Source organism: Afipia felis ATCC 53690 (assembly GCF_000314735.2).
Lineage (GTDB): Bacteria > Pseudomonadota > Alphaproteobacteria > Rhizobiales > Xanthobacteraceae > Afipia > Afipia felis.
The window spans coordinates 3,760,225-3,777,975 of sequence record NZ_KB375270.1 but is presented as its reverse complement, the minus strand read 5'-3'; the positions used below and the strand labels follow the sequence as shown (position 1 = coordinate 3,777,975).

Here is a 17,751-nt window from a genome sequence, read left to right as displayed (position 1 = left end):
TCATGAAGACGACATGGCTGATCGACGCTCGTCAGCCAAGAATTCCTCCTGGCTTTGGTTCATGTGAACGGTTGTAATAATTTCGGCAGCCACGAGAGCCGCTATGATTTCCGGACGCTTGTCCCGGACATTCTTGCTGCCAATCGGCAATGTGAGGCGCGATAACAAATCAGCCTTGTTACCCCGAGAGGTGTACCAGCTTCGATACCTAGCCCGTTTCGATTTCGACCCGATCATCCCGACGTAAAGTGCGTCTTGTCTGTTCAAGACGGCCTCACCGACAAGAAAATCTATCGTGTGGCTATGCGTGAGAATGAGATAGATTGAGCCGGGTTCGGCTTTCTCGACGATATCAACGGGATCCTCCACAACTTCTGCGAAAACATCCGATGGTAGCGTCGCAACTTCTTCCGCACGAGTATCGATAAGATGAACGTCGAACGGGAGTGGCCCAAACGCTCGCGCGATGGCGCGGCCCACATGACCGGCACCAAATACCAACACCTTTGGCCATTGCGCCTCGCGGAGGTGCACGCTCTGCTGAAGTTCTTTGATAACCTCAGAATTCACGTTTCGGAAATCTAAGGTTACATGCCCACCGCAGCACTGACCTAAGAATGGTCCAAGGGCTATTGAAAGACTTGATACGTCCTGTTCCTGCTCGATCATCTCACGAGCGTGCTCAACCGCAGTCCATTCGAGAGCGCCACCACCAATCGTACCGCTCAAGGAACGACTTGTAACAATTAAAACTGCGTCGGAGTCGCGCGGCGTCGAGCCCAACGCGTTCACGATCTGCACCAGAATAGCGCGCTCTTGAGCGCACGTTCCGGTTTTTAGCCATTCGTTTATGCTTCCTGCCATCAGCACCACCGCTGTCTAACGCTGCGCTAAGCTCCTTCGAGGCACTTGATCCTCCAAGACTTTGGTCGCTCAAAAGCGATGCTCGTCGATGAAGGACTTCAACCTTGGGCGCAGCATTATCTAGAAAGCATCGTTCCTAACAATTACCGTCGCTTTCTGGTCAGAGAAATATCGCTTCAACGTCGGAGCGCCATTCGAAACGCACTCAAGCTGTTTCCGACTTTATCGAACAATGGCCCGAGCAAATGGAACCTCACAAGCTAGGATAGCGTTTAAACTAGCATGCTGTCCTGACACCGAGTGTTCGTATTCTTGAACACGTCGTCCCAATATCCGATCAACAGGAAGTAGTGAGGAGCGACCGCGGTGATCTTCTTGACGTTATCACCTGACAGAACTAAGCCTGCGTCGCCTCCTCCAAAGTTGCAACAAGCATTACTCGCCACTTTTTATGCACGATGCGTGTCGCCTATTATTCGGCTGAGCGGATTCTCTTTTCTATATTTTTGTGAAATGGAGATGAGACCGATCGCTTAGGCTTGAATCATTCTTAATGGGGGGATGATTCAATGACCTATCGACGTGCACTATTTGCAGCAGGGGCTATCTGCGTTAGTAGCCTTTCATTTGCAACTCACACTTTCGCAGCTGATACAGATCCACCGGCAAAGGCGCCAAAGGCTGCGCCAGATACTCCGTTCTTTTATGTGGTCGATAATCGATTGAGCTACTCTTATCTGTTCAACGCGACTGGCCCTGGCTCCTATGTTGTTCGTCCGGATGGTTCGATCGGCGGCACGACGCATAAGCACGTCGTCTCTTTCACTCACTTTGACGCTTGGCAGTACGGTACCAACTTCATCTCGATCGACCTCAACCAGTCGGGCCAGAACGATCCAGCAAACGGTTGTGCTTTTGCTGCTGCAGGCGGTTTTATTCCTGGCTGCGCTGGCGCGACCGAGTTGTACGGCGTTCAACGCAGCACATTCGGCCTGAACCAGATCTTCGATACCAAGGCCTTTACCTACGGGCCGCTACGGAACGTTTCGCTCGAAATCGGAACCAACTTTGGCACGAAGAATCAGACTTATGCCCCGGCAACCAAATCGCTCTTAGCCGGCGTGATGTTTGCGTTCGATCTGCCTTACAAAGGCTATTTCAACATCTCACCAATGCTATACAAGCACTTTGACCATAACTCGTTTATGCAAACTGGCGGTGCATTTGGTGGCGGATCAAGCCCCACGGGTAACAACGAGTACAAGGCAACTTGGGCCCTCGAAATCCTGTACTACATGGATCTTGGCTTCCTGCCAGAGAATATTCGCTACTTTTCCATCAGCGGCAACGCGACTTGGTATGGTAAGAAGGGCAACGAGAACGAACCATTGCAGACCGGCACACCGACTGCGGTCGAATTGTTCAGTCAACCAATTCGCCTGACCTTTGATGCTGGTTCTGCCTTCATGGGCAAGAAATATGCGCATGAAGTCGACGTCTGGGTCGCTTGGCGTCACTGGGAGAATAAGTTCGGCCTCGATGCCAAGAGGAGCGCCGTGTGTAATATCTCACCTGGTGTAAGCAACCACACCTGTTCGGAAGACTCCCTGCACACGGGCATCACGCTCAAGTTCTAACCTCGCAGAATATTGCAAAACGGGGGGCGAAAGCCCCCCGTTTCTCTTTGGTCTCTACGTGTTAAGCGTCAAGCATCATACGTGGGTGAGCGCAGCAAGCAGGCCCCGGATGCTTACTATGACGTCACGTTAAAATTTCAGAGCAAGTAATGCAGCCGCGCTTGCTTATCGAACCCATGGGCGACGAAGCAACGTTGAGTTTCAGTCTTGCGGAGCGCGTGCTTTAAATTTCAACTGGATGATGGATATGTCTAGAATAACCCGGCCATGACGACCTGTTGAAACGGTGAGCCTACACGACCCCGGTGACCGTCGTACTATCCAATCATACGGAGTGGCTGCTTGGAAACTTCATCGATTCGCTGGAGTTCATGCGTAATGTGACAGCGAAGCGCGGCGATCGTCATCTCAACAAATGCCTTCACCCGGGGAGGAAGCATTTTACGGCTGGGATACAAAACGCCGAGCGTTACACTCACTGGAGGAGTTTCCGTGAGGATAGGAACCAGCTTCCCATTGGCCAACTCCTCCGCGACATCGAATAAAGGCATCATGACAATGCCTTGGCCCGACAGCGCTAGTCGCACTAAAAAATCGGTGTCATCTGCGTCGATGCCACCTGAAACGTCAAGCAAAACAACCTTCGAGTTGACGATGAGGGGCCACCTATACTGATGCGACCCCGGAAATCGCAACAGTAAACACTGATGCAGCCTGAGCTCTTCTGGCGTCTTGGGCTCACCATATTTTTCAAGATAAGATGGAGCAGCGCAAATCACCCTCTCAACCTCGGCCACCTTTCTTAAAGTGAAGGTGGAGTCGCGAAGCTGGCCCATTCGAATAGCAATATCGACCGAATCTTGAACAAGGTCGATCAAATGATCCGACAAACGCAGATGAATATCGGTTTCGGGGTGAACGCAACGGTAGTCGACAGCTACGCGCGACAGAACGCGACGTCCGAGGCGCAGCGGCGCAGTGACTTTAAGTGCGCCTCTAGGCGAAGCGCCAGCTTGGACGACGCTCGTTTCAGCGCGCTCAACAGTATCAATAATATCCACGCACTTGTCATAAAATATGCGGCCAGCTTCAGTTAAATTCATGCGGCGAGTTGTTCGACTCACAAGTCGGCAATTCAGATGCTCTTCGAGTGCCTGGATGCGATAGCTTATAACTGAAGGTGACATCCGAAGGCTACGACCTGCCGCCGAGAAACTCCCGAGCTCAGCCGAACGCATAAAGATTCGAATGTTGTCTAGCGCAATCAAAATCTGTCTCACCTTTCACAGGCACACGTGCAGGGATGACGCTTCTACAAAGAACTTAGTGCATTTCCCTTTTTTGAAGAGCGAGATCGAGAACAGTTCGCACATACTACGAACTTATTTTCCAATCTCGCTCCCCCTTTCCATCCTACCCCAAGGAGCAAGCTCAGTATAAAACTACCCCGCGCACCGACTCTCCTTTGCGGAGCAGTTCAAAACCCTTGTTGATTTCCTCAAGGGAAAAGGTATGGGTGATCATCGGATCAATCTGGATTTTTCCTTCCATATACCAATCGACGATCTTAGGAACGTCAGTGCGACCACGGGCCCCACCAAAGGCGGTCCCCATCCAGTTACGACCAGTCACGAGCTGAAATGGACGCGTCGAAATCTCCTGCCCTGCTCCAGCTACGCCAATTACAATTGACTTGCCCCATCCACGGTGTGATGCCTCGAGCGCCTGACGCATGACGGTGACGTTACCCGTGCAATCGAAAGTGTAATCACATCCTCCGATCGCATCGGCTCCGCGTTTTGTCATCTCGACTAAATGAGAAACGACGCTACCGTCGATCTCCTTTGGATTGACGAAGTGTGTCATGCCGAAAAGCTGGCCCCAGGACTGCTTCTTGTTGTCGATGTCAACGCCGATGATCATGTCGGCACCTGCCAAGCGCAGGCCTTGAATTACATTCAGTCCAATGCCTCCAAGGCCAAACACTGCGGCGGTCGCGCCCATCTCGACCTTGGCTGTATTAATCACCGCGCCGATACCCGTCGTCACGCCACAGCCGATGTAGCAAATCTTGTCGAATGGAGCGTCGGGATTGACTTTCGCGACCGCAATTTCCGGTAGGACAGTGAAATTTGAGAATGTCGAGCATCCCATATAGTGGTGGATCTTGTCTTTTCCGATTGAAAAGCGGCTCGTGCCGTCGGGCATGAGGCCTTGCCCCTGCGTCGCTCGGATAGCCGTGCACAAGTTTGTTTTTTGCGATAGGCAAGACGGGCACTGACGGCATTCGGGAGTATAGAGCGGAATGACGTGATCGCCTTTCTTTACGCTCGTCACTGACTTTCCCACGTCCACTACGATGCCAGCACCTTCGTGTCCAAGAATTGCGGGGAAAAGGCCCTCTGGATCGGCGCCAGACAGCGTGAATTCGTCAGTATGACAAATACCTGTCGCTTTAACTTCGATCAAAACTTCGTCGTCGTGCGGCCCCTCAAGATTTACCTCCATTATCTCGAGTGGCTTGCCTGGCGCGACAGCTACGGCGGCCCGGGTTTTCATTCAATACTCCTTTAAAAAGTGGGGGCATCATTCGATGCCCCCACTGGGTCAGTTCTTTTTGGGCAGCGTAGTATCGATACCCTTTACGAGGAAATTCATGCTCTTGATCTGCTTGTCGTCCAGCTCCCCCCCCGACGCAACGACCATAGCTCCGTCACTACCAGTGATGGGACCAGTGAACGGCTTGAAATTTCCGGTGCGGATGGCTTCCTGTTTGTCCATGATCTGCTTGCGCTGATCATCAGTCAGATCCTTGCTTAGGCCGGCGGCAGCAACAGAGTTATCCTTGACGCCCATGAAGTTGTCGTCACCTTTGAATTTTCCATCAAGTACTTCCTGGACTTTCTTGACGAAGCCCGGGCCGAACGAGGCTTGTTCTGCGCAGAGATGTTTCTTAGGCGCTATCTTCGACGAATCCGACAACGTCACATTGGAGTAGACGCCGAGCTGTTCAGCGGTAGCAACCGTAGAAGCAGTGCCGGGAAACAATGAGAAGATAACGTCTGAGCCCTGCGTCACAAGCGATTCTGCTGCGGACTTTTCCTTGGTCGGATCGAACCAGGAGTTCAGCCAAACAACCTTAATCGGCTTCAGATTCGGATTCACACTCTGGGCGCCAAGCACATATGCGTTCATGATGTTGAGAACTTCTGGCAGCGGGAAAGCTGCGACAATACCGATCTGCTTAGACTTAGTAGCGAAACCGGCCGACATACCGCATAGATACGAACCTTCATAGTGGCGCAAGGCTAACGTGGCGAAGTTCGGCTCGTTGATATATCCGCCAACATGCAACACACTCAACTTCGGGTCCTTACGCGCGAGACGCAGGCCATCGTTCATCTGGCCGAAGCCTGTCAGGATCAACATCTTGTTCCCGTCTGCAGCCAGCTTGTTCATGGCGCGCGTCGCATTCGGCCCTTCGAGTACGCCCGTCACGGTGCTGATCTGTACTTTGTCCCCAAATTTTTCTGAGACTTCCTTTGCCCCTCGATCGAGTTCGTGATCCCAACCGGTTTCCGCGATTGCGTTCGCAAAAACGATGCCGATCTTCAACGGCTCGGAAAATGCCGGTGCAACGGCAAGTCCGAGTAACATCGCTGAAATCAAGAATTGCCTCTTCATAGTAGTCCACTCCTCTGTCCAACATGTTTCGCAGTTACAGAAACGTTTCTCTCCGTGGGCAGTTTTTGTAGTCTTTTTTTAAGCAACTAAGTATCAGACGACGCTAGGTCGCCGGCTGATACGTTTCTCCAAGCGACATCGGTGCATTCAGCCGAATACGAATGGTGTCCCGTGAAACGATGGCTAGGATGACGATCGTCGACACATAAGGCACACATGTCATCACCTGAGAGGGAATGGTGATGCCAACCGATTGCACCGCAAGATCGAGCAGCTGAACAGCACCAAAGAAGTATGCGCCCGCCATCACGCGCGCAGGTCGCCAAGAACCAAACACAACAAGAGCGATAGCAATCCAGCCGCGGCCCGCGATCATACCTTGGGACCAGAGTGGGGTCAGAACGGTCGACGCATAGGCGCCGGCAAGTCCAGCCATGGCACCGCCGAACAGAATTGCTGCGAAACGAATAGCCGTTGGATGCAAGCCCAAGGAATGAGCGGCTTGGGGATTTTCTCCGACTACGCGGAGCATCAAGCCTGCCTTGGTACGATACATAAACCAACCAACGACCGCCGCGAAGCCGAACGTAAGGTACACTATTATATCCTGATGAAAGAGGATCGGCCCGAGCAGCGGAATCTTTGACAGCACTGGAATATCGAGCTTAGCCATGGTGCTCGTGGTCGCGCCTTCATTGTATTGCCCGAGCAGCGCCGAAACGCCGAGTCCAAGTAGACCGATCGCAAGGCCGGTTGCGATCTGGTTGGCTAAAAGACGCAGCACCAGCAACGCAAATAGGCACGAGAGTAGCATTCCGGCGACAGCACCACCTAGCATCGCAAACGAGTGCGAACCCGTCGACTCTACAAGAACGAAACCGGTCGCAGCACCAACCGCCATCATTCCTTCAACGCTCAGGTTGAGAACACCTGATTTCTCGGAGATCAACTCACCGAGTGCAGCAAGAAGAAGTGGAGTGGCTGTTGCGAACGCTCCCGCCAGCACGAAGATCAATGCTTCACTCATGCCTTGGCCCTCGCAATCTTCGTCGATGTAATGCGAATTTCGTTATTAATGAGGAAGGCAAACGCCAAGTAATAAACGAGTAGCAGGCCCTGAACTACCGCCGGCGCCGCAGCTGGGATTTGCGCGGTTGCCAAAGAGTTGTCGCCGCCAATATAGATCATGGCCATGAATAAACCGGCGAGCACAATACCTACAGGATTTAAACCGCCGAGAAAGGCGACGATAATGCCCGCGTAACCGTAGCCCGATGGTATGGCTGCAGAAAGTTTACCAAACGGGCCCGCAACCTCAGCCAAACCCGCAAGGCCAGCCGTTGCGCCACTGATCAATAATGACAGCCAGACCGCTTGCGGCTGCGAGAAGCCGGCATAACGCGCGGCATCTGGCGACAAACCACCGACCAAGAGGCGGAAGCCGACAAAGCTTCGCGCCACGAACACCCAGGCTGCAATACTCACTCCGATGCAGATAAGGATCGACATATTTGCGCGGGTGTCGCCGATTGACGTAAACATTGCCGCGTCTGGAAACGGAACCGACTGTGGAAAATTGTATCCGCCGGGATCGCGCAAAGGTCCCGTCACCAGATAATAAAGAAGTTGGCGCGCCACCTCCGTCAGCATAAGCGTGACAATGATCTCACTAGCGTTGAAGCGGGTCCGAAGCGCAGCGGCGATTGTGGCCCACGCCATTCCCGATAAAGCCGCAACAACGATCATGGCTGGCATCATGAACAGCGACTGACTATTCGGAAAGGTGATAGGCAGGAGACTCGCGCAGATGGCGCCAATGATGAACTGCCCTTCGGCGCCGATATTCCAGACCTTCGCCCGGAAGCCAATCGCCAATCCTTGGGCCACCAAGATCAGTGGTGTTGCCTTGAGCAGAACCTCACCAAAATTGTAGCTCGATGATAATGGTTCAATGAAAAAGCTGTAGAGCGCTTTACCTGGGCTTGTGCCGTAAACACTGAAGATGATCGTGGCCGACAGAACAGCCAGTACGATCGTGAACAACGGGACAAGCAATACGCCATTGTTAGACGCCGTGCGACGCGGGACAATATTGATCGAGAACGGAAACATTATGCTTGCCCTCCGACACCGACCGTTACACTGGGCGGAATCGCTGCAGTGCCGGCGCCGATCACTACGTCGTTCGGATACATTGGATTGAACATTCCCATCATCATGCGCCCTACCATTTCAACGTCGGCGTCCCGCGTCGGCATGGCATGCGATAGACGTCCTTTGAACATCACTGCAATTCGATCGGAAATCTCGAACAGCTCCTCAAGTTCTTCTGACACCACCAGGACGGCGACACCGCTGTCGCGCAGATCGACAAGTTTTTGGCGAACCATGGTTGCTGCGTTGACGTCGATGCCCCATGTCGGCTGTGCTACGACGAGTACCTGTGGCTCGTGCGACATTTCGCGGCCAACGATGAACTTTTGCAGGTTTCCGCCCGACAGACTTGCCGCAAGCGCTCCACGCCCACTGCACCGCACGTCCAGATCGAGGATAGTGTCTTCGGTGAATTTATTACGACGTGTGAAGCGCACGAGACCGCGATCTACCATGCCGTAACGATGCGCAGTGAGAAGCGCGTTGTCCGACAGCGACATCGTCGCAGCGGCGCCGCGGCCTAAACGTTCTTCCGGAACAAACGCCAGCTTCCTGTTACGCCGCTCCGCAGCATCCAAGTCGGCAATTGGCTGTCCCATCATCTTGATGGCACCGCTCTCCGCCGCCGTCATCGGCTCCTCGCCGGACAAAAGCCGCGTGAGCAGCGTTTGCCCATTGCCCGAGACACCCGCGATACCAAGAATCTCCCCGGCGCGCACCTCGAAAGAAATATTGTCGAGATTGACTGCAAACGGGTCAGCCTTGAACGTCGAGAGCTTATTCACTTCTAGGCCAACAACATTCGTGTCCCTCGCTGGCGCATGCTTCGTAGTCGGAAGATCTTTACCGATCATCAGGCGCGCCAGTTCGCCGGCGGTCTTGGCGGCCGGAATCACGGTTCCAGTCACACGGCCTTGCCGCAAGATAGTCGCCGAATGACACAGTGCGCGAATCTCTTCTAGCTTGTGGCTGATATAGAGAATCGCAATTCCTCTCTCCGACAAGCCGCGGAGCGTAGCGAATAACTGCTCGACGCTCGGCGGTGGCAGCACTGACGTTGGCTCATCGAGAATGAGTAGTGAAGGATTCTGCAAGAGGCAGCGGATGATTTCAACGCGCTGACGTTCGCCGATCGACAGCGTATGCACCATAGCATTAGGCTCGATCGGAAGACCAAACTCCTTGCTGATCTTGCGTACGCGGTTCGAGATTTCCTGGATGCTGCCGGGAACGGTCAGTGAGATATTTTCCGCGACCGTGATCGTTTCAAATAATGTGAAATGCTGAAACACCATGCTGATACCTAACGCACGTGCTTGCGCCGGATTTGTAATCAGCACCTCTTCCCCGTTCCAACGAATTATTCCCTCGTCTGGAGTAACAACGCCAAAAATCAGCTTCATCAGCGTTGATTTTCCGGCACCGTTCTCACCGAGAACGGCATGTATCTCGCCCTTCTTGAGCTTCAGATTGATGCCATCATTGGCCACCGTAAGCGGGTAGCGCTTGGTGACACCATCCAGCTCCAGAAGAAACGTTTCCCCAAACCCGGGTGGTTCTTTTTCGACCACACTCTGAGTTGCTAACATTCATGCCACCTATTGGATGCTGTTGATGCCGGGCATATCAATGAATCCCGGCAGTGACATAACTCGTCGATGCCACCGCAGCATTGCCGGATAGATCGACGTGTCGATTCCACCATCGCCAGCGAGCGCCGTGTAGGGGAAGCATGCGATATCGGCGATTGTCGGATTTGATCCAACAATCCATTCACCTTTCTCAAGCTCTCGCTCTACGAGATGATCTTCAAGCACTGTGAATATCTGATGCGCATCGCGGCGCGCCGTTTCCACATCGACCGGATAGCCTAGCATGTCATGGAGCCTGGCAGCGGATGCGGTACTGGTAATCTGATCGGCGAAAGCCAACCACTGAGCTACCTGCCCAAGTTGCTTCGCATCAGTAGAGGGCCACCATTTTTTGTCGGCGTCATAGCAATTGGCGACATACAGCAATATCGCCTGCGCATCTCGTACGATGATGCCGTTATCTTTTATGATCGGAAGCTGTCCGAGCGGATTCAATTCAAGGAACCACTCTTCCTTATGCTGACGGCCAGGATAGAAGTCGATGGGAACGGTTTCGTATTGCAGTCCCAATAAAGACGCCAGAAGCCTAACTTTGTAGCAATTTCCGGACAGGACGTAGTCGTAGAGCTTCATATCAGTGCACCGGACTTGGCTGGGATTCGTTCACTCCGTATTTGACACCTTTGGCCTTAAGCCAACGTCGGAATGCAATGGATGAGGCGTCAGCGCGAGTCGGCAGTTCCGACCGCGGGTCGAGCGGCAACGTACGGGGCACTTGATTTTCTAGAATCATTCGGTCCTGGATGAAGATGGTCTGCTGGAAATGCAGCAGGCCCACATCCGTGTTGTCCTCATCGAAAACGAGAACGAACGAATGAACGTCACATAAGTCTTCTTCACGCGGCTGTATGAACAAACCAACCAAGTCCCAAACACCCTCGGGACGGATCGGACACGTCTTGTACAGAATCGAAACCGTAGGGTGAGGGACGCGATACATATACCGGGTTATCTGCCCACCGGCGGCCGACGCCGCCGCCTGCGGCTGGTACATCTCGCACTTGGTTGCCCATACTTCATCGACGTCGGAACGCATCTCGACATTGTAGTCTGCGACCTCGGAATGAGCTTCGTCTCCGAGAATTCCCGTGTGAACAAACGGGAAATGCGCCATATCCAAGAAGTTCTCAACGGCGCGCGGCGCCGAACAACGCACTGAAATGGCGCCCGCGGTGACCAGACGGCGCCCATCTTCGTCAAACTCTGGCATTTCAAATAGCGGCTTTGGATCATCAGACATCGTCGTCCACAAATGGCCATAACGAACCTGGAGCGGTATTTTCTTGAAGTTGCCATTCTCAATCTTGCGCGCGTCCAATTCCGAGCCGCATCGACTAATCTCAATGTCGGTTCCTAAAAGCCTTGTTTTTCGTGTGGCACCCTCAGCTACGTCTTCGGGCCGCCCTACCGCGTACCAATGAGCCTTTGTGAAGCTATCAATTGTCATACTTTTGCTCCTTCCAGGACCGGACGATTAGACTTCGCTGCAGCGATTAGTTTCTCCGCTGCACGTCGGATTCTCCGGGTCCATGCGTCGATGCGCTGGTTTCGATCGAGGCTTTCGCTACCTTCAACGGCGACATGCATCATCGTTTGATGGTCGTTGATCTCTTGAAGAGCACAAATTACGCGCCCCCCATCCTTCAGTTCATGTATGTACGCACGTGGTGATGATGCCCTAACGAGGTGGCCAGATTCTAAGGGCGATGCCTCGATTGCACTCTCGACCGCAGACGCCTGCGCTCCGATATGGATGGAGCGGATTGCGCGCCACGAACCGCTAAAATTAGGCTCTCCCTCTGTTTTGGAGGACGCGACCCAAATCAAACCACCAGCTTCAGCAGCTCTATACATGGCGACAGTGATTGTCTTCGGTGGTGTGAGCTTCATATGCGCTGGGATTAGCGCGCAGCCACCGGTGCCGTCGTAGGTCCAGCCGTGGTAAAGGCAAGTAAGTCTATTACCTCGAACGAAACCGTAAGACAGACGCATGCCTCGATGCGGACACCGATTGCTCCAAGCTCTGACTCCGCCATCCTCGCCGCGCCAAACCGCGAGGTCGGTTGCCTTGATTTGAGCTCGCTGAACTTTTCTGTCCAACAGGCCATCAGACGTCCCTACCGCCGTCCAAACGGCGACTTCTCCAGTGTCCAGCATTTCCACCCAACGTCAGTTTAGTATTGTTGTAAAAAAAGCTATCGAACGATAGGCTTCTAAGAAAGGCAGGGTTTGAAGACACTGCGTTCAAAAAATTAGACGGGCTGGGAACATGGGCTATCCGTACGATCTCGATGACGTGAATTCCTTCATGCGCATCGCCCAGGCTGGCGGCATGAGCCGCGCCTCCAACATGTTCAATGTGCCTAAAGCAACATTGAGCCATCATCTCAGACGATTGGAAGATGCACTCAATGTCGAACTTTTTACACGCAAAGCAAAAGGACTGGAGCTAACCGACGCCGGCCGTGAATTTTTTGCTCATTGTGGAAAGATCTTTGAGAGCTGCGAGAACGCCGCAAACGCCGCACAACGCGCCCACTCAACAGTTGGCGGCAAAGTTCGTATCGCATCTAGTGCTGAGTTCGGCACATCGATTATCGGCGCTGCCGCATACTACATCGCTACTCTGAATCCACAGCTTGACTTCGACACCCAAGTCTATTCGCCCGATCGGCTCGCGAGTGGTCAACTGGATTTTGATTGCATGATCTATGTGGGTGAAGCGCCACCTTCGAGCCTAATACGCCGGAAGATGGGCGAAATATTCTACGGCTTATACGCAAACCCTGCATTTATTCGCGAATTCGGAATGCCCCGGACAGCCGAAGACATAGCCAAACTCAACGGGGCTATTTATCTCCGCAACGGAATTCCGGAGGAGTGGCAATTGTCGAAGGGGAGCGAGAATATCAACGTGAAATGCCATCCACGATTCACAGTCAATGAGTACTGGATGGCCAAATATTTCGCCGTGCAAGGCGCAGCAATCGGATATTTGCCCGACTTCTTCGTTCACTACGAAGTCGAACAAGGAGCTCTCGTCCCCGTTCTTCCTGAATGGCGCTCGCAAGAGTCAGCGATCTACACTCTTTATCCTGCGCACAGATACCGTAACCCAAGAGTTATGAATCTCGTCAAACAAATGCGAACGGAATTTCAGTCTTTTATTCGATATCCGGGATACTCTCTAATTAATCAGATCGAACCTAGTACCAAGCAAGCCAAGCGACGCCGCACAAATGGTAAATCTCGAAAGAAAGCCATATCTCGAAAGAAAGCCGTCGAGTCTACTTAAAACTGCAAGAGCGAAACATCGGAAACTGCCGCACGCGGTGGGCCAAGCCAGCATGCAATCATGAGCATATCGACGAGCTCTGGCGGACCTTGCAGATCAATTTCGATGCAGTCCTCGCGAGAGGCGATTGCGACCCTACGCAGATCCAGCCTCTTTACGTAGAACTCAAGGAAGGCCTCGAAGTCTGCGTTTTTAACTTCCCCTGCGATACATACGCGATTTATGACGTTTTGCATCCCGTCTCTCTTAGATATCGAGGACGATCTTCTTTCCGAGCGCACGCGAGACGCAGGGGGTCATAAATTCTCCCGATCGGCGCTCAGCCTCGCTAAAGTAATGATCCCGGTGGTCCACTCTTCCCTCTAGAACGCGCGTCACGCATGTTCCGCACACACCTTGTTCGCAGGAGGTTGGAATTTCTAGACCGGCGCCTTGCATGACTTCGGTGATGGTCTGATCCGAATTCACGTGGAGGGTAACTCCAGACCGTCGCAACTCAACATCGAAAGAGTCTCCGGATGTCAGCGACTCGTCAGTGGCCACAGAAAAATATTCAAGATGAATTCTTGAATCTTCCCACCCAGCGTCTTCCGCGCTCTGGCGCGAGAGCTCCATAAACGGCCCAGGTCCACAAATATAAACTTGGGTATTCGCATCCCGATTTGACAGCAAATTGGCAATGGTTTCATTCAGTTTTGGCGGAACTAAACCCAGATGGAGCGTAGCCTCTAGCTGACTTTCAAGCTCATTCTTGAAAGGCACTAAATCCGACGACCTCGCGAAGAGATGGAGCTCAAAGTTCCGATTCAACTTAGAGAGATGCCGCGCCATCGAAAGCAATGGCGTAATCCCGATTCCGCCTCCCAAAAAAATGCACTTCCCGTCACTTTGCGACATCGGAAAATTATTTCGAGGCGGATCAACCGTGACCTCGTCCCCCAACTTGAGCGCATGCATCGCGATGGAACCACCGCGGGAGGCAGGCTCTCTCTTTACGGCGATCGCATAATGATCCACATGATCCGGACCGTTCGTGATCGAATATTGGCGGATTATGTTGCCTGCCAAATGTATACTAATGTGCGATCCCGGCTCGAAGATCGGCAAGGCATCAGATGACGTAGGTGCTAACCTAAACGATTTAACTTCGGACGTTTCTTCCCGAATATTCTCGACCCGCAATCGCATTGTTATGATTTCCTCGAGCTCTTTGGCAATGGCAGTGGGATCATCCCGGCCATCGGTTCAAAATCGTCCAAAGACATGAACCGATCGCACCACCGCACGATGGCTGGAAACTCCTCGAGCGAAACTCCACCTTCCTCGCTCAGCGCCACGTAAGGAAAACAAGCGACGTCAGCAATGGTCGGATCCGCTCCATCGCATAACCATCTGTGCCCGGATTGCTCATTAAACCAAAGGTGCTCGTCTAATACTCGAAGCAATCGATCGGCACCGCATCGAGCCGCGACCGCGTCCAAATTAAAAAACATTGCATCGTGTAGACGCGCAGCAGAGATCGTCGATGTCAACGAGTCTGCAAACGCAAGCCATATCTGGATCTGACCGAGCATGCCGGGTCGATTGAGCGGGTACCACCGGAATGAGGGATCATATTGCGCCGCCAGATGGACGAGAATGGCTTGGGCATCTCTGATGATGACCCCGTTATCGTCCAACACAGGAAGCTGCCCGAGCGGATTAAGCTTGAGAAATTTGTCAGAACGGTGCTCGAACCCTGGATAGAAATCTACAGGCTGCTTGGTGAACTCCAATTGGAGTGCCTTAAGTAAATAGCGGACCTTGAAGCAATTTCCTGACAGCGCATAATCGTAAAGTGTAATCACGAACTTGACTCCAAGGACTTGCGTAGATCGTTCAGGCGTCCGTTGATACGACGCAGTCCATTTGATGCCGGCTCCTTTGAATTCGGAGTCATTAAGCCATATACCCAGCAGCTCTCCTCGCCGGTCGGCGTCACGATAGATCTGAGGCCTTGCCAGTTCGAGAGAGAACCACAGACGATGTCTTGCTTTGCTCCGATAGGCATAGGGCGGATAAGAATCTCATTTTTTTTGACATCCACCTTCGGCGCGTCCAATGCTTTCTGCTTGGATGGATTTGCTAACACCAATCCGTTTTGGACGGAGACAGCCACGACTTCCACGCAAATGTCCGGCTTTGCCGAATATCCTTCGGCTGGCACCGCCATAACGCGCCCATCCTTTCCGAAGCGCCATCCGTGATAAACGCCTTCAAGATACGCTCCGAAATTTCTACCCGCGCTCAATCGAACTGATCGATGAGGACAACGATCAATCCAGACGTGAATTTGATCCTCATCGTCTCGCCAAAGGACAAGCGGCTTATTTCCAATTTTAGATCTGGCTAAACGTAAAGGAACGATATCGCGCTCCAACGCGACCGGGTACCACCCCTCCAAATTCGTCTCGATCATCGAAGCGCTCCGTACCTGACGTCTTTGTCACGGAGCCACGCGCGATAGGCTAGAGATGCTGAATCTACGCCGACCGAACTCTCCAACTCTCCATCGAGCGGAAGGCGCTTGATGCTATGCCTTTCGAGGACATACTTATCCTGCACCGATATGCACTGCTGATCCACACGCACCTGCCGCTCATTCATCCAAGGCTCTCGGACAAACGCCAACATTTTATGTGCGATAAAACTATCTTGCGTAACCGGTTGAGCAAAAACGCCGAGATAATCAAATCTCTTTCGACCATTGTCATCCAGACGATGAATCAGAAGCAGAACTGTATATGGGGAAGCAATTCGATAGGTATACTCTGCCACACCATCGATTAACGGCAGCCATGCGCGATGGCTGCGCGACCAAAGCTCCCCATTTTCATCAACGGTGTTAGTATACTCGGCTAGTTCTAGATGATTTTCATCGCCCAATATATTTGGATGAACAAAAGGGAAGTGAGCATTGTCGATGACATTATCGACGATGCGAAGTCCAGAACATTTGATCGGTGTCGACCAAATGTTCATCGCCATACGGTCGACCTCATAGTACTCGGTCACCGATTGCGGACCGCGCTGAGGCTCGCCTAGCGTCGTCCACACGTATCCTAGGCGCTCTGTGACGGGGAGCGGCCGCGAACCACACGCGGCCGCTATCCAAGTCTTATGGATGGTAAGGTCAATTTCACGATCGAGCAGCCACGTTTTAGTTCTATTCGTTCGACGCAAGTCGATCGGAGAGCCTAAGGGATACCACTCGTTCCAAACTGCCTTATCGTCCTTAGCATCGATCTCCGTCATCGTGATTCAATCACGTCCGACAACAAAGCCTTTTTGAAGGGTTCTTCACCAGCTTCGGCGGCCGCCGAAAGTTCGCGAAGCCATTTGCGGTATTGATTGGATATCTTATCAGTAGGCAATGAAATCTCATCCAAAAACAGTGGACCCGGCTGGGTCTCGATGACCGGCTGATCTTCTGCCAATACCAGCTTTTGAAAATCCAGAGGCACCTTATCTGGCATCTTATCATCGGTGTGAGCGATGATCATAAAGTTGCGACATGTTGTTTCCGATGTCGGAGACGATGTTGTCCAGAGCAGAAATGGCGATCCGTTGCGGTAGAGACGGATATCTAGATTGATCGAAAACGGCATCGTTGCGCGATAATCCCAAGATCCGAGTGGGCTATCTGGGGGAAGCGTATCGAGCATGTCCTTGCCCGGCTCCATAAAGAAGCGAAGCTCTCCACCAACGCGATCGACCGGAACGATTGCCGGTTCTGAATAAGCGGGATCGTAGAGCGTGCCTGGATGCACGTAAGCGAAATGCGAGAAATCGGTGAAATTTTCCCATCGCCGTTGCGCAGAGCTCGACCAATTATACGGCTCAGCGATTATTACCTTCTTAAAGTCCGGATTATCCCATGCGCTACAATAAGGAATGCTCGTGGCATTCCAGGAAGAATCAAGCCGGACCCACACGATGTCGTACTTCACCTCGCATTCGTAAGCCGGGGTCATCGCCTTCCGAGGAATAGGGTCGTTCGGAGCCGCCGGAATAAATGCGCACTTCCCGCTGCTGCCGTACTGCCAGCCATGATACGGGCATTGAAGCCTACTATTCTCGATAACTTTGCCACCGGAAAGCTTAGCAAAACGGTGCGCGCACCGATCGCCCATAGCCACGATCTTTCCGTCCAATTTGGCAATAACGAGCGGTTCATCGAGAAGGACACGTCCGATTGGGCCGACGCCCTCATCGTTCGACGCCTTGAGTTCATCCAAGGTGCAGACCGGATGCCAGAAGTGCCGCAGATAATTTGCGGTCTGCTCTAATGGAATTACCGAAGCCGTATTTAACATGGTTTCCTCCTTCTCGTATTGACGAGAAACATTCTTATGACACCAGAATATCGTTGAAGCTGGCCCGAAGCATAGACGTCGCAGTTAAACTGATCGTTCAAATGCTTGAA

General features: G+C 52.6%; 17 protein-coding genes. 2 read left to right on the top strand and 15 right to left on the bottom strand.

The genetic code is table 11. The annotated features are described in order from the left end of the window. Complete coding sequence (xdhC, locus tag HMPREF9697_RS18055) at nt 1–864, bottom strand: xanthine dehydrogenase accessory protein XdhC (RefSeq protein WP_002718691.1); 864 nt, start codon at nt 862–864, stop codon at nt 1–3. A 569-nt stretch (nt 865–1,433) separates the two neighbouring features. On the opposite strand from xdhC, the gene HMPREF9697_RS18050 reads away from it, so the two are divergent. Beyond that, on the top strand, nt 1,434–2,501 hold the full coding sequence (locus HMPREF9697_RS18050; RefSeq protein ID WP_002718690.1) for a hypothetical protein: 1,068 nt from the start codon (nt 1,434–1,436) through the stop codon (nt 2,499–2,501). A 317-nt stretch (nt 2,502–2,818) separates the two neighbouring features. Here the strand turns inward: HMPREF9697_RS18050 and HMPREF9697_RS18045 are convergent, their stop codons facing one another. The 9 genes from HMPREF9697_RS18045 to HMPREF9697_RS21750 all read right to left on the bottom strand — a co-directional run bounded on the left by HMPREF9697_RS18045 (nt 2,819) and on the right by HMPREF9697_RS21750 (nt 12,148). Next, complete coding sequence (locus tag HMPREF9697_RS18045) at nt 2,819–3,769, bottom strand: LysR family transcriptional regulator (protein WP_040308025.1); 951 nt, start codon at nt 3,767–3,769, stop codon at nt 2,819–2,821. A 163-nt stretch (nt 3,770–3,932) separates the two neighbouring features. Next, nucleotides 3,933–5,060, bottom strand: a complete 1,128-nt coding sequence (locus HMPREF9697_RS18040) for an S-(hydroxymethyl)glutathione dehydrogenase/class III alcohol dehydrogenase (protein ID WP_002718688.1) — start codon at nt 5,058–5,060, stop codon at nt 3,933–3,935. Nucleotides 5,061–5,108: 48 nt separating this feature from the next. Further along, nucleotides 5,109–6,185 (bottom strand): BMP family ABC transporter substrate-binding protein, encoded by a 1,077-nt coding sequence (locus HMPREF9697_RS18035; protein WP_002718687.1) that lies wholly within the window; start codon nt 6,183–6,185, stop codon nt 5,109–5,111. 103 nt (nt 6,186–6,288) lie between these two features. Next, on the bottom strand, nt 6,289–7,212 hold the full coding sequence (locus HMPREF9697_RS18030; protein WP_002718686.1) for an ABC transporter permease: 924 nt from the start codon (nt 7,210–7,212) through the stop codon (nt 6,289–6,291). Further along, nucleotides 7,209–8,297: an ABC transporter permease gene (locus HMPREF9697_RS18025; RefSeq protein WP_002718685.1), complete on the bottom strand. Its 1,089-nt coding sequence runs from the start codon at nt 8,295–8,297 to the stop codon at nt 7,209–7,211. The genes HMPREF9697_RS18030 and HMPREF9697_RS18025 overlap by 4 nt, the downstream gene beginning before the upstream one ends. Further along, nucleotides 8,297–9,928, bottom strand: a complete 1,632-nt coding sequence (locus tag HMPREF9697_RS18020; protein ID WP_002718684.1) for an ABC transporter ATP-binding protein — start codon at nt 9,926–9,928, stop codon at nt 8,297–8,299. The genes HMPREF9697_RS18025 and HMPREF9697_RS18020 overlap by 1 nt, the downstream gene beginning before the upstream one ends. A 9-nt stretch (nt 9,929–9,937) precedes the next feature. Further along, a complete protein-coding gene (locus tag HMPREF9697_RS18015; protein WP_002718683.1) occupies nt 9,938–10,564 on the bottom strand; it encodes a glutathione S-transferase family protein in 627 nt (208 codons plus the stop codon). Between the two features lies 1 nt (nt 10,565). Next, nucleotides 10,566–11,438, bottom strand: coding sequence for an aromatic ring-hydroxylating oxygenase subunit alpha (locus HMPREF9697_RS18010; RefSeq protein ID WP_002718682.1), 873 nt, complete (start codon nt 11,436–11,438; stop codon nt 10,566–10,568). After that, nucleotides 11,435–12,148: an aromatic ring-hydroxylating oxygenase subunit alpha gene (locus HMPREF9697_RS21750; RefSeq protein ID WP_002718681.1), complete on the bottom strand. Its 714-nt coding sequence runs from the start codon at nt 12,146–12,148 to the stop codon at nt 11,435–11,437. The genes HMPREF9697_RS18010 and HMPREF9697_RS21750 overlap by 4 nt, the downstream gene beginning before the upstream one ends. A 112-nt stretch (nt 12,149–12,260) precedes the next feature. Here HMPREF9697_RS21750 and HMPREF9697_RS18005 point away from each other — a divergent pair, with 112 nt between their 5' ends. Continuing rightward, nucleotides 12,261–13,286: a LysR family transcriptional regulator gene (locus tag HMPREF9697_RS18005; protein WP_002718680.1), complete on the top strand. Its 1,026-nt coding sequence runs from the start codon at nt 12,261–12,263 to the stop codon at nt 13,284–13,286. A gap of 246 nt (nt 13,287–13,532) precedes the next feature. On the opposite strand, the gene HMPREF9697_RS17995 is transcribed toward HMPREF9697_RS18005, so the two are convergent. From HMPREF9697_RS17995 to HMPREF9697_RS17975, 5 genes are read right to left on the bottom strand one after another with little or no spacing between them, the layout of a single operon-like run. Further along, nucleotides 13,533–14,474: a PDR/VanB family oxidoreductase gene (locus tag HMPREF9697_RS17995; RefSeq protein WP_002718678.1), complete on the bottom strand. Its 942-nt coding sequence runs from the start codon at nt 14,472–14,474 to the stop codon at nt 13,533–13,535. Nucleotides 14,475–14,476: 2 nt separating this feature from the next. Next, complete coding sequence (locus tag HMPREF9697_RS17990) at nt 14,477–15,133, bottom strand: glutathione S-transferase family protein (RefSeq protein ID WP_002718677.1); 657 nt, start codon at nt 15,131–15,133, stop codon at nt 14,477–14,479. Then, nucleotides 15,130–15,744, bottom strand: a complete 615-nt coding sequence (locus HMPREF9697_RS20625; RefSeq protein WP_002718676.1) for a Rieske 2Fe-2S domain-containing protein — start codon at nt 15,742–15,744, stop codon at nt 15,130–15,132. Before HMPREF9697_RS20625 ends, HMPREF9697_RS17990 begins: the two co-directional genes overlap by 4 nt. Next, on the bottom strand, nt 15,741–16,580 hold the full coding sequence (locus HMPREF9697_RS17980) for a hypothetical protein (RefSeq protein ID WP_002718675.1): 840 nt from the start codon (nt 16,578–16,580) through the stop codon (nt 15,741–15,743). Before HMPREF9697_RS17980 ends, HMPREF9697_RS20625 begins: the two co-directional genes overlap by 4 nt. Then, the gene (locus HMPREF9697_RS17975; RefSeq protein ID WP_002718674.1) at nt 16,577–17,641 is read right to left on the bottom strand and encodes an aromatic ring-hydroxylating oxygenase subunit alpha; all 1,065 of its coding nucleotides are present in this window, start codon (nt 17,639–17,641) and stop codon (nt 16,577–16,579) included. Before HMPREF9697_RS17975 ends, HMPREF9697_RS17980 begins: the two co-directional genes overlap by 4 nt. Between the last annotated feature and the right edge of the window lie 110 nt (nt 17,642–17,751).

Bases quoted from the DNA above. Each gene is read 5' to 3' on its own strand.
- HMPREF9697_RS17995 (WP_002718678.1), bottom strand. From the start codon at position 14,474: ATGCGATTGCGGGTCGAGAATATTCGGGAAGAAACGTCCGAAGTTAAA.
- HMPREF9697_RS18035 (WP_002718687.1), bottom strand. From the start codon at position 6,185: ATGAAGAGGCAATTCTTGATTTCAGCGATGTTACTCGGACTTGCCGTT.
- HMPREF9697_RS18025 (WP_002718685.1), bottom strand. From the start codon at position 8,297: ATGTTTCCGTTCTCGATCAATATTGTCCCGCGTCGCACGGCGTCTAAC.
- HMPREF9697_RS17975 (WP_002718674.1), bottom strand. From the start codon at position 17,641: ATGTTAAATACGGCTTCGGTAATTCCATTAGAGCAGACCGCAAATTAT.
- HMPREF9697_RS17980 (WP_002718675.1), bottom strand. From the start codon at position 16,580: ATGACGGAGATCGATGCTAAGGACGATAAGGCAGTTTGGAACGAGTGG.
- xdhC (WP_002718691.1), bottom strand. From the start codon at position 864: ATGGCAGGAAGCATAAACGAATGGCTAAAAACCGGAACGTGCGCTCAA.
- HMPREF9697_RS18005 (WP_002718680.1), top strand. From the start codon at position 12,261: ATGGGCTATCCGTACGATCTCGATGACGTGAATTCCTTCATGCGCATC.
- HMPREF9697_RS18020 (WP_002718684.1), bottom strand. From the start codon at position 9,928: ATGTTAGCAACTCAGAGTGTGGTCGAAAAAGAACCACCCGGGTTTGGG.
- HMPREF9697_RS18050 (WP_002718690.1), top strand. From the start codon at position 1,434: ATGACCTATCGACGTGCACTATTTGCAGCAGGGGCTATCTGCGTTAGT.
- HMPREF9697_RS18040 (WP_002718688.1), bottom strand. From the start codon at position 5,060: ATGAAAACCCGGGCCGCCGTAGCTGTCGCGCCAGGCAAGCCACTCGAG.
- HMPREF9697_RS21750 (WP_002718681.1), bottom strand. From the start codon at position 12,148: ATGCTGGACACTGGAGAAGTCGCCGTTTGGACGGCGGTAGGGACGTCT.
- HMPREF9697_RS20625 (WP_002718676.1), bottom strand. From the start codon at position 15,744: ATGATCGAGACGAATTTGGAGGGGTGGTACCCGGTCGCGTTGGAGCGC.
- HMPREF9697_RS18010 (WP_002718682.1), bottom strand. From the start codon at position 11,438: ATGACAATTGATAGCTTCACAAAGGCTCATTGGTACGCGGTAGGGCGG.
- HMPREF9697_RS18015 (WP_002718683.1), bottom strand. From the start codon at position 10,564: ATGAAGCTCTACGACTACGTCCTGTCCGGAAATTGCTACAAAGTTAGG.
- HMPREF9697_RS18030 (WP_002718686.1), bottom strand. From the start codon at position 7,212: ATGAGTGAAGCATTGATCTTCGTGCTGGCGGGAGCGTTCGCAACAGCC.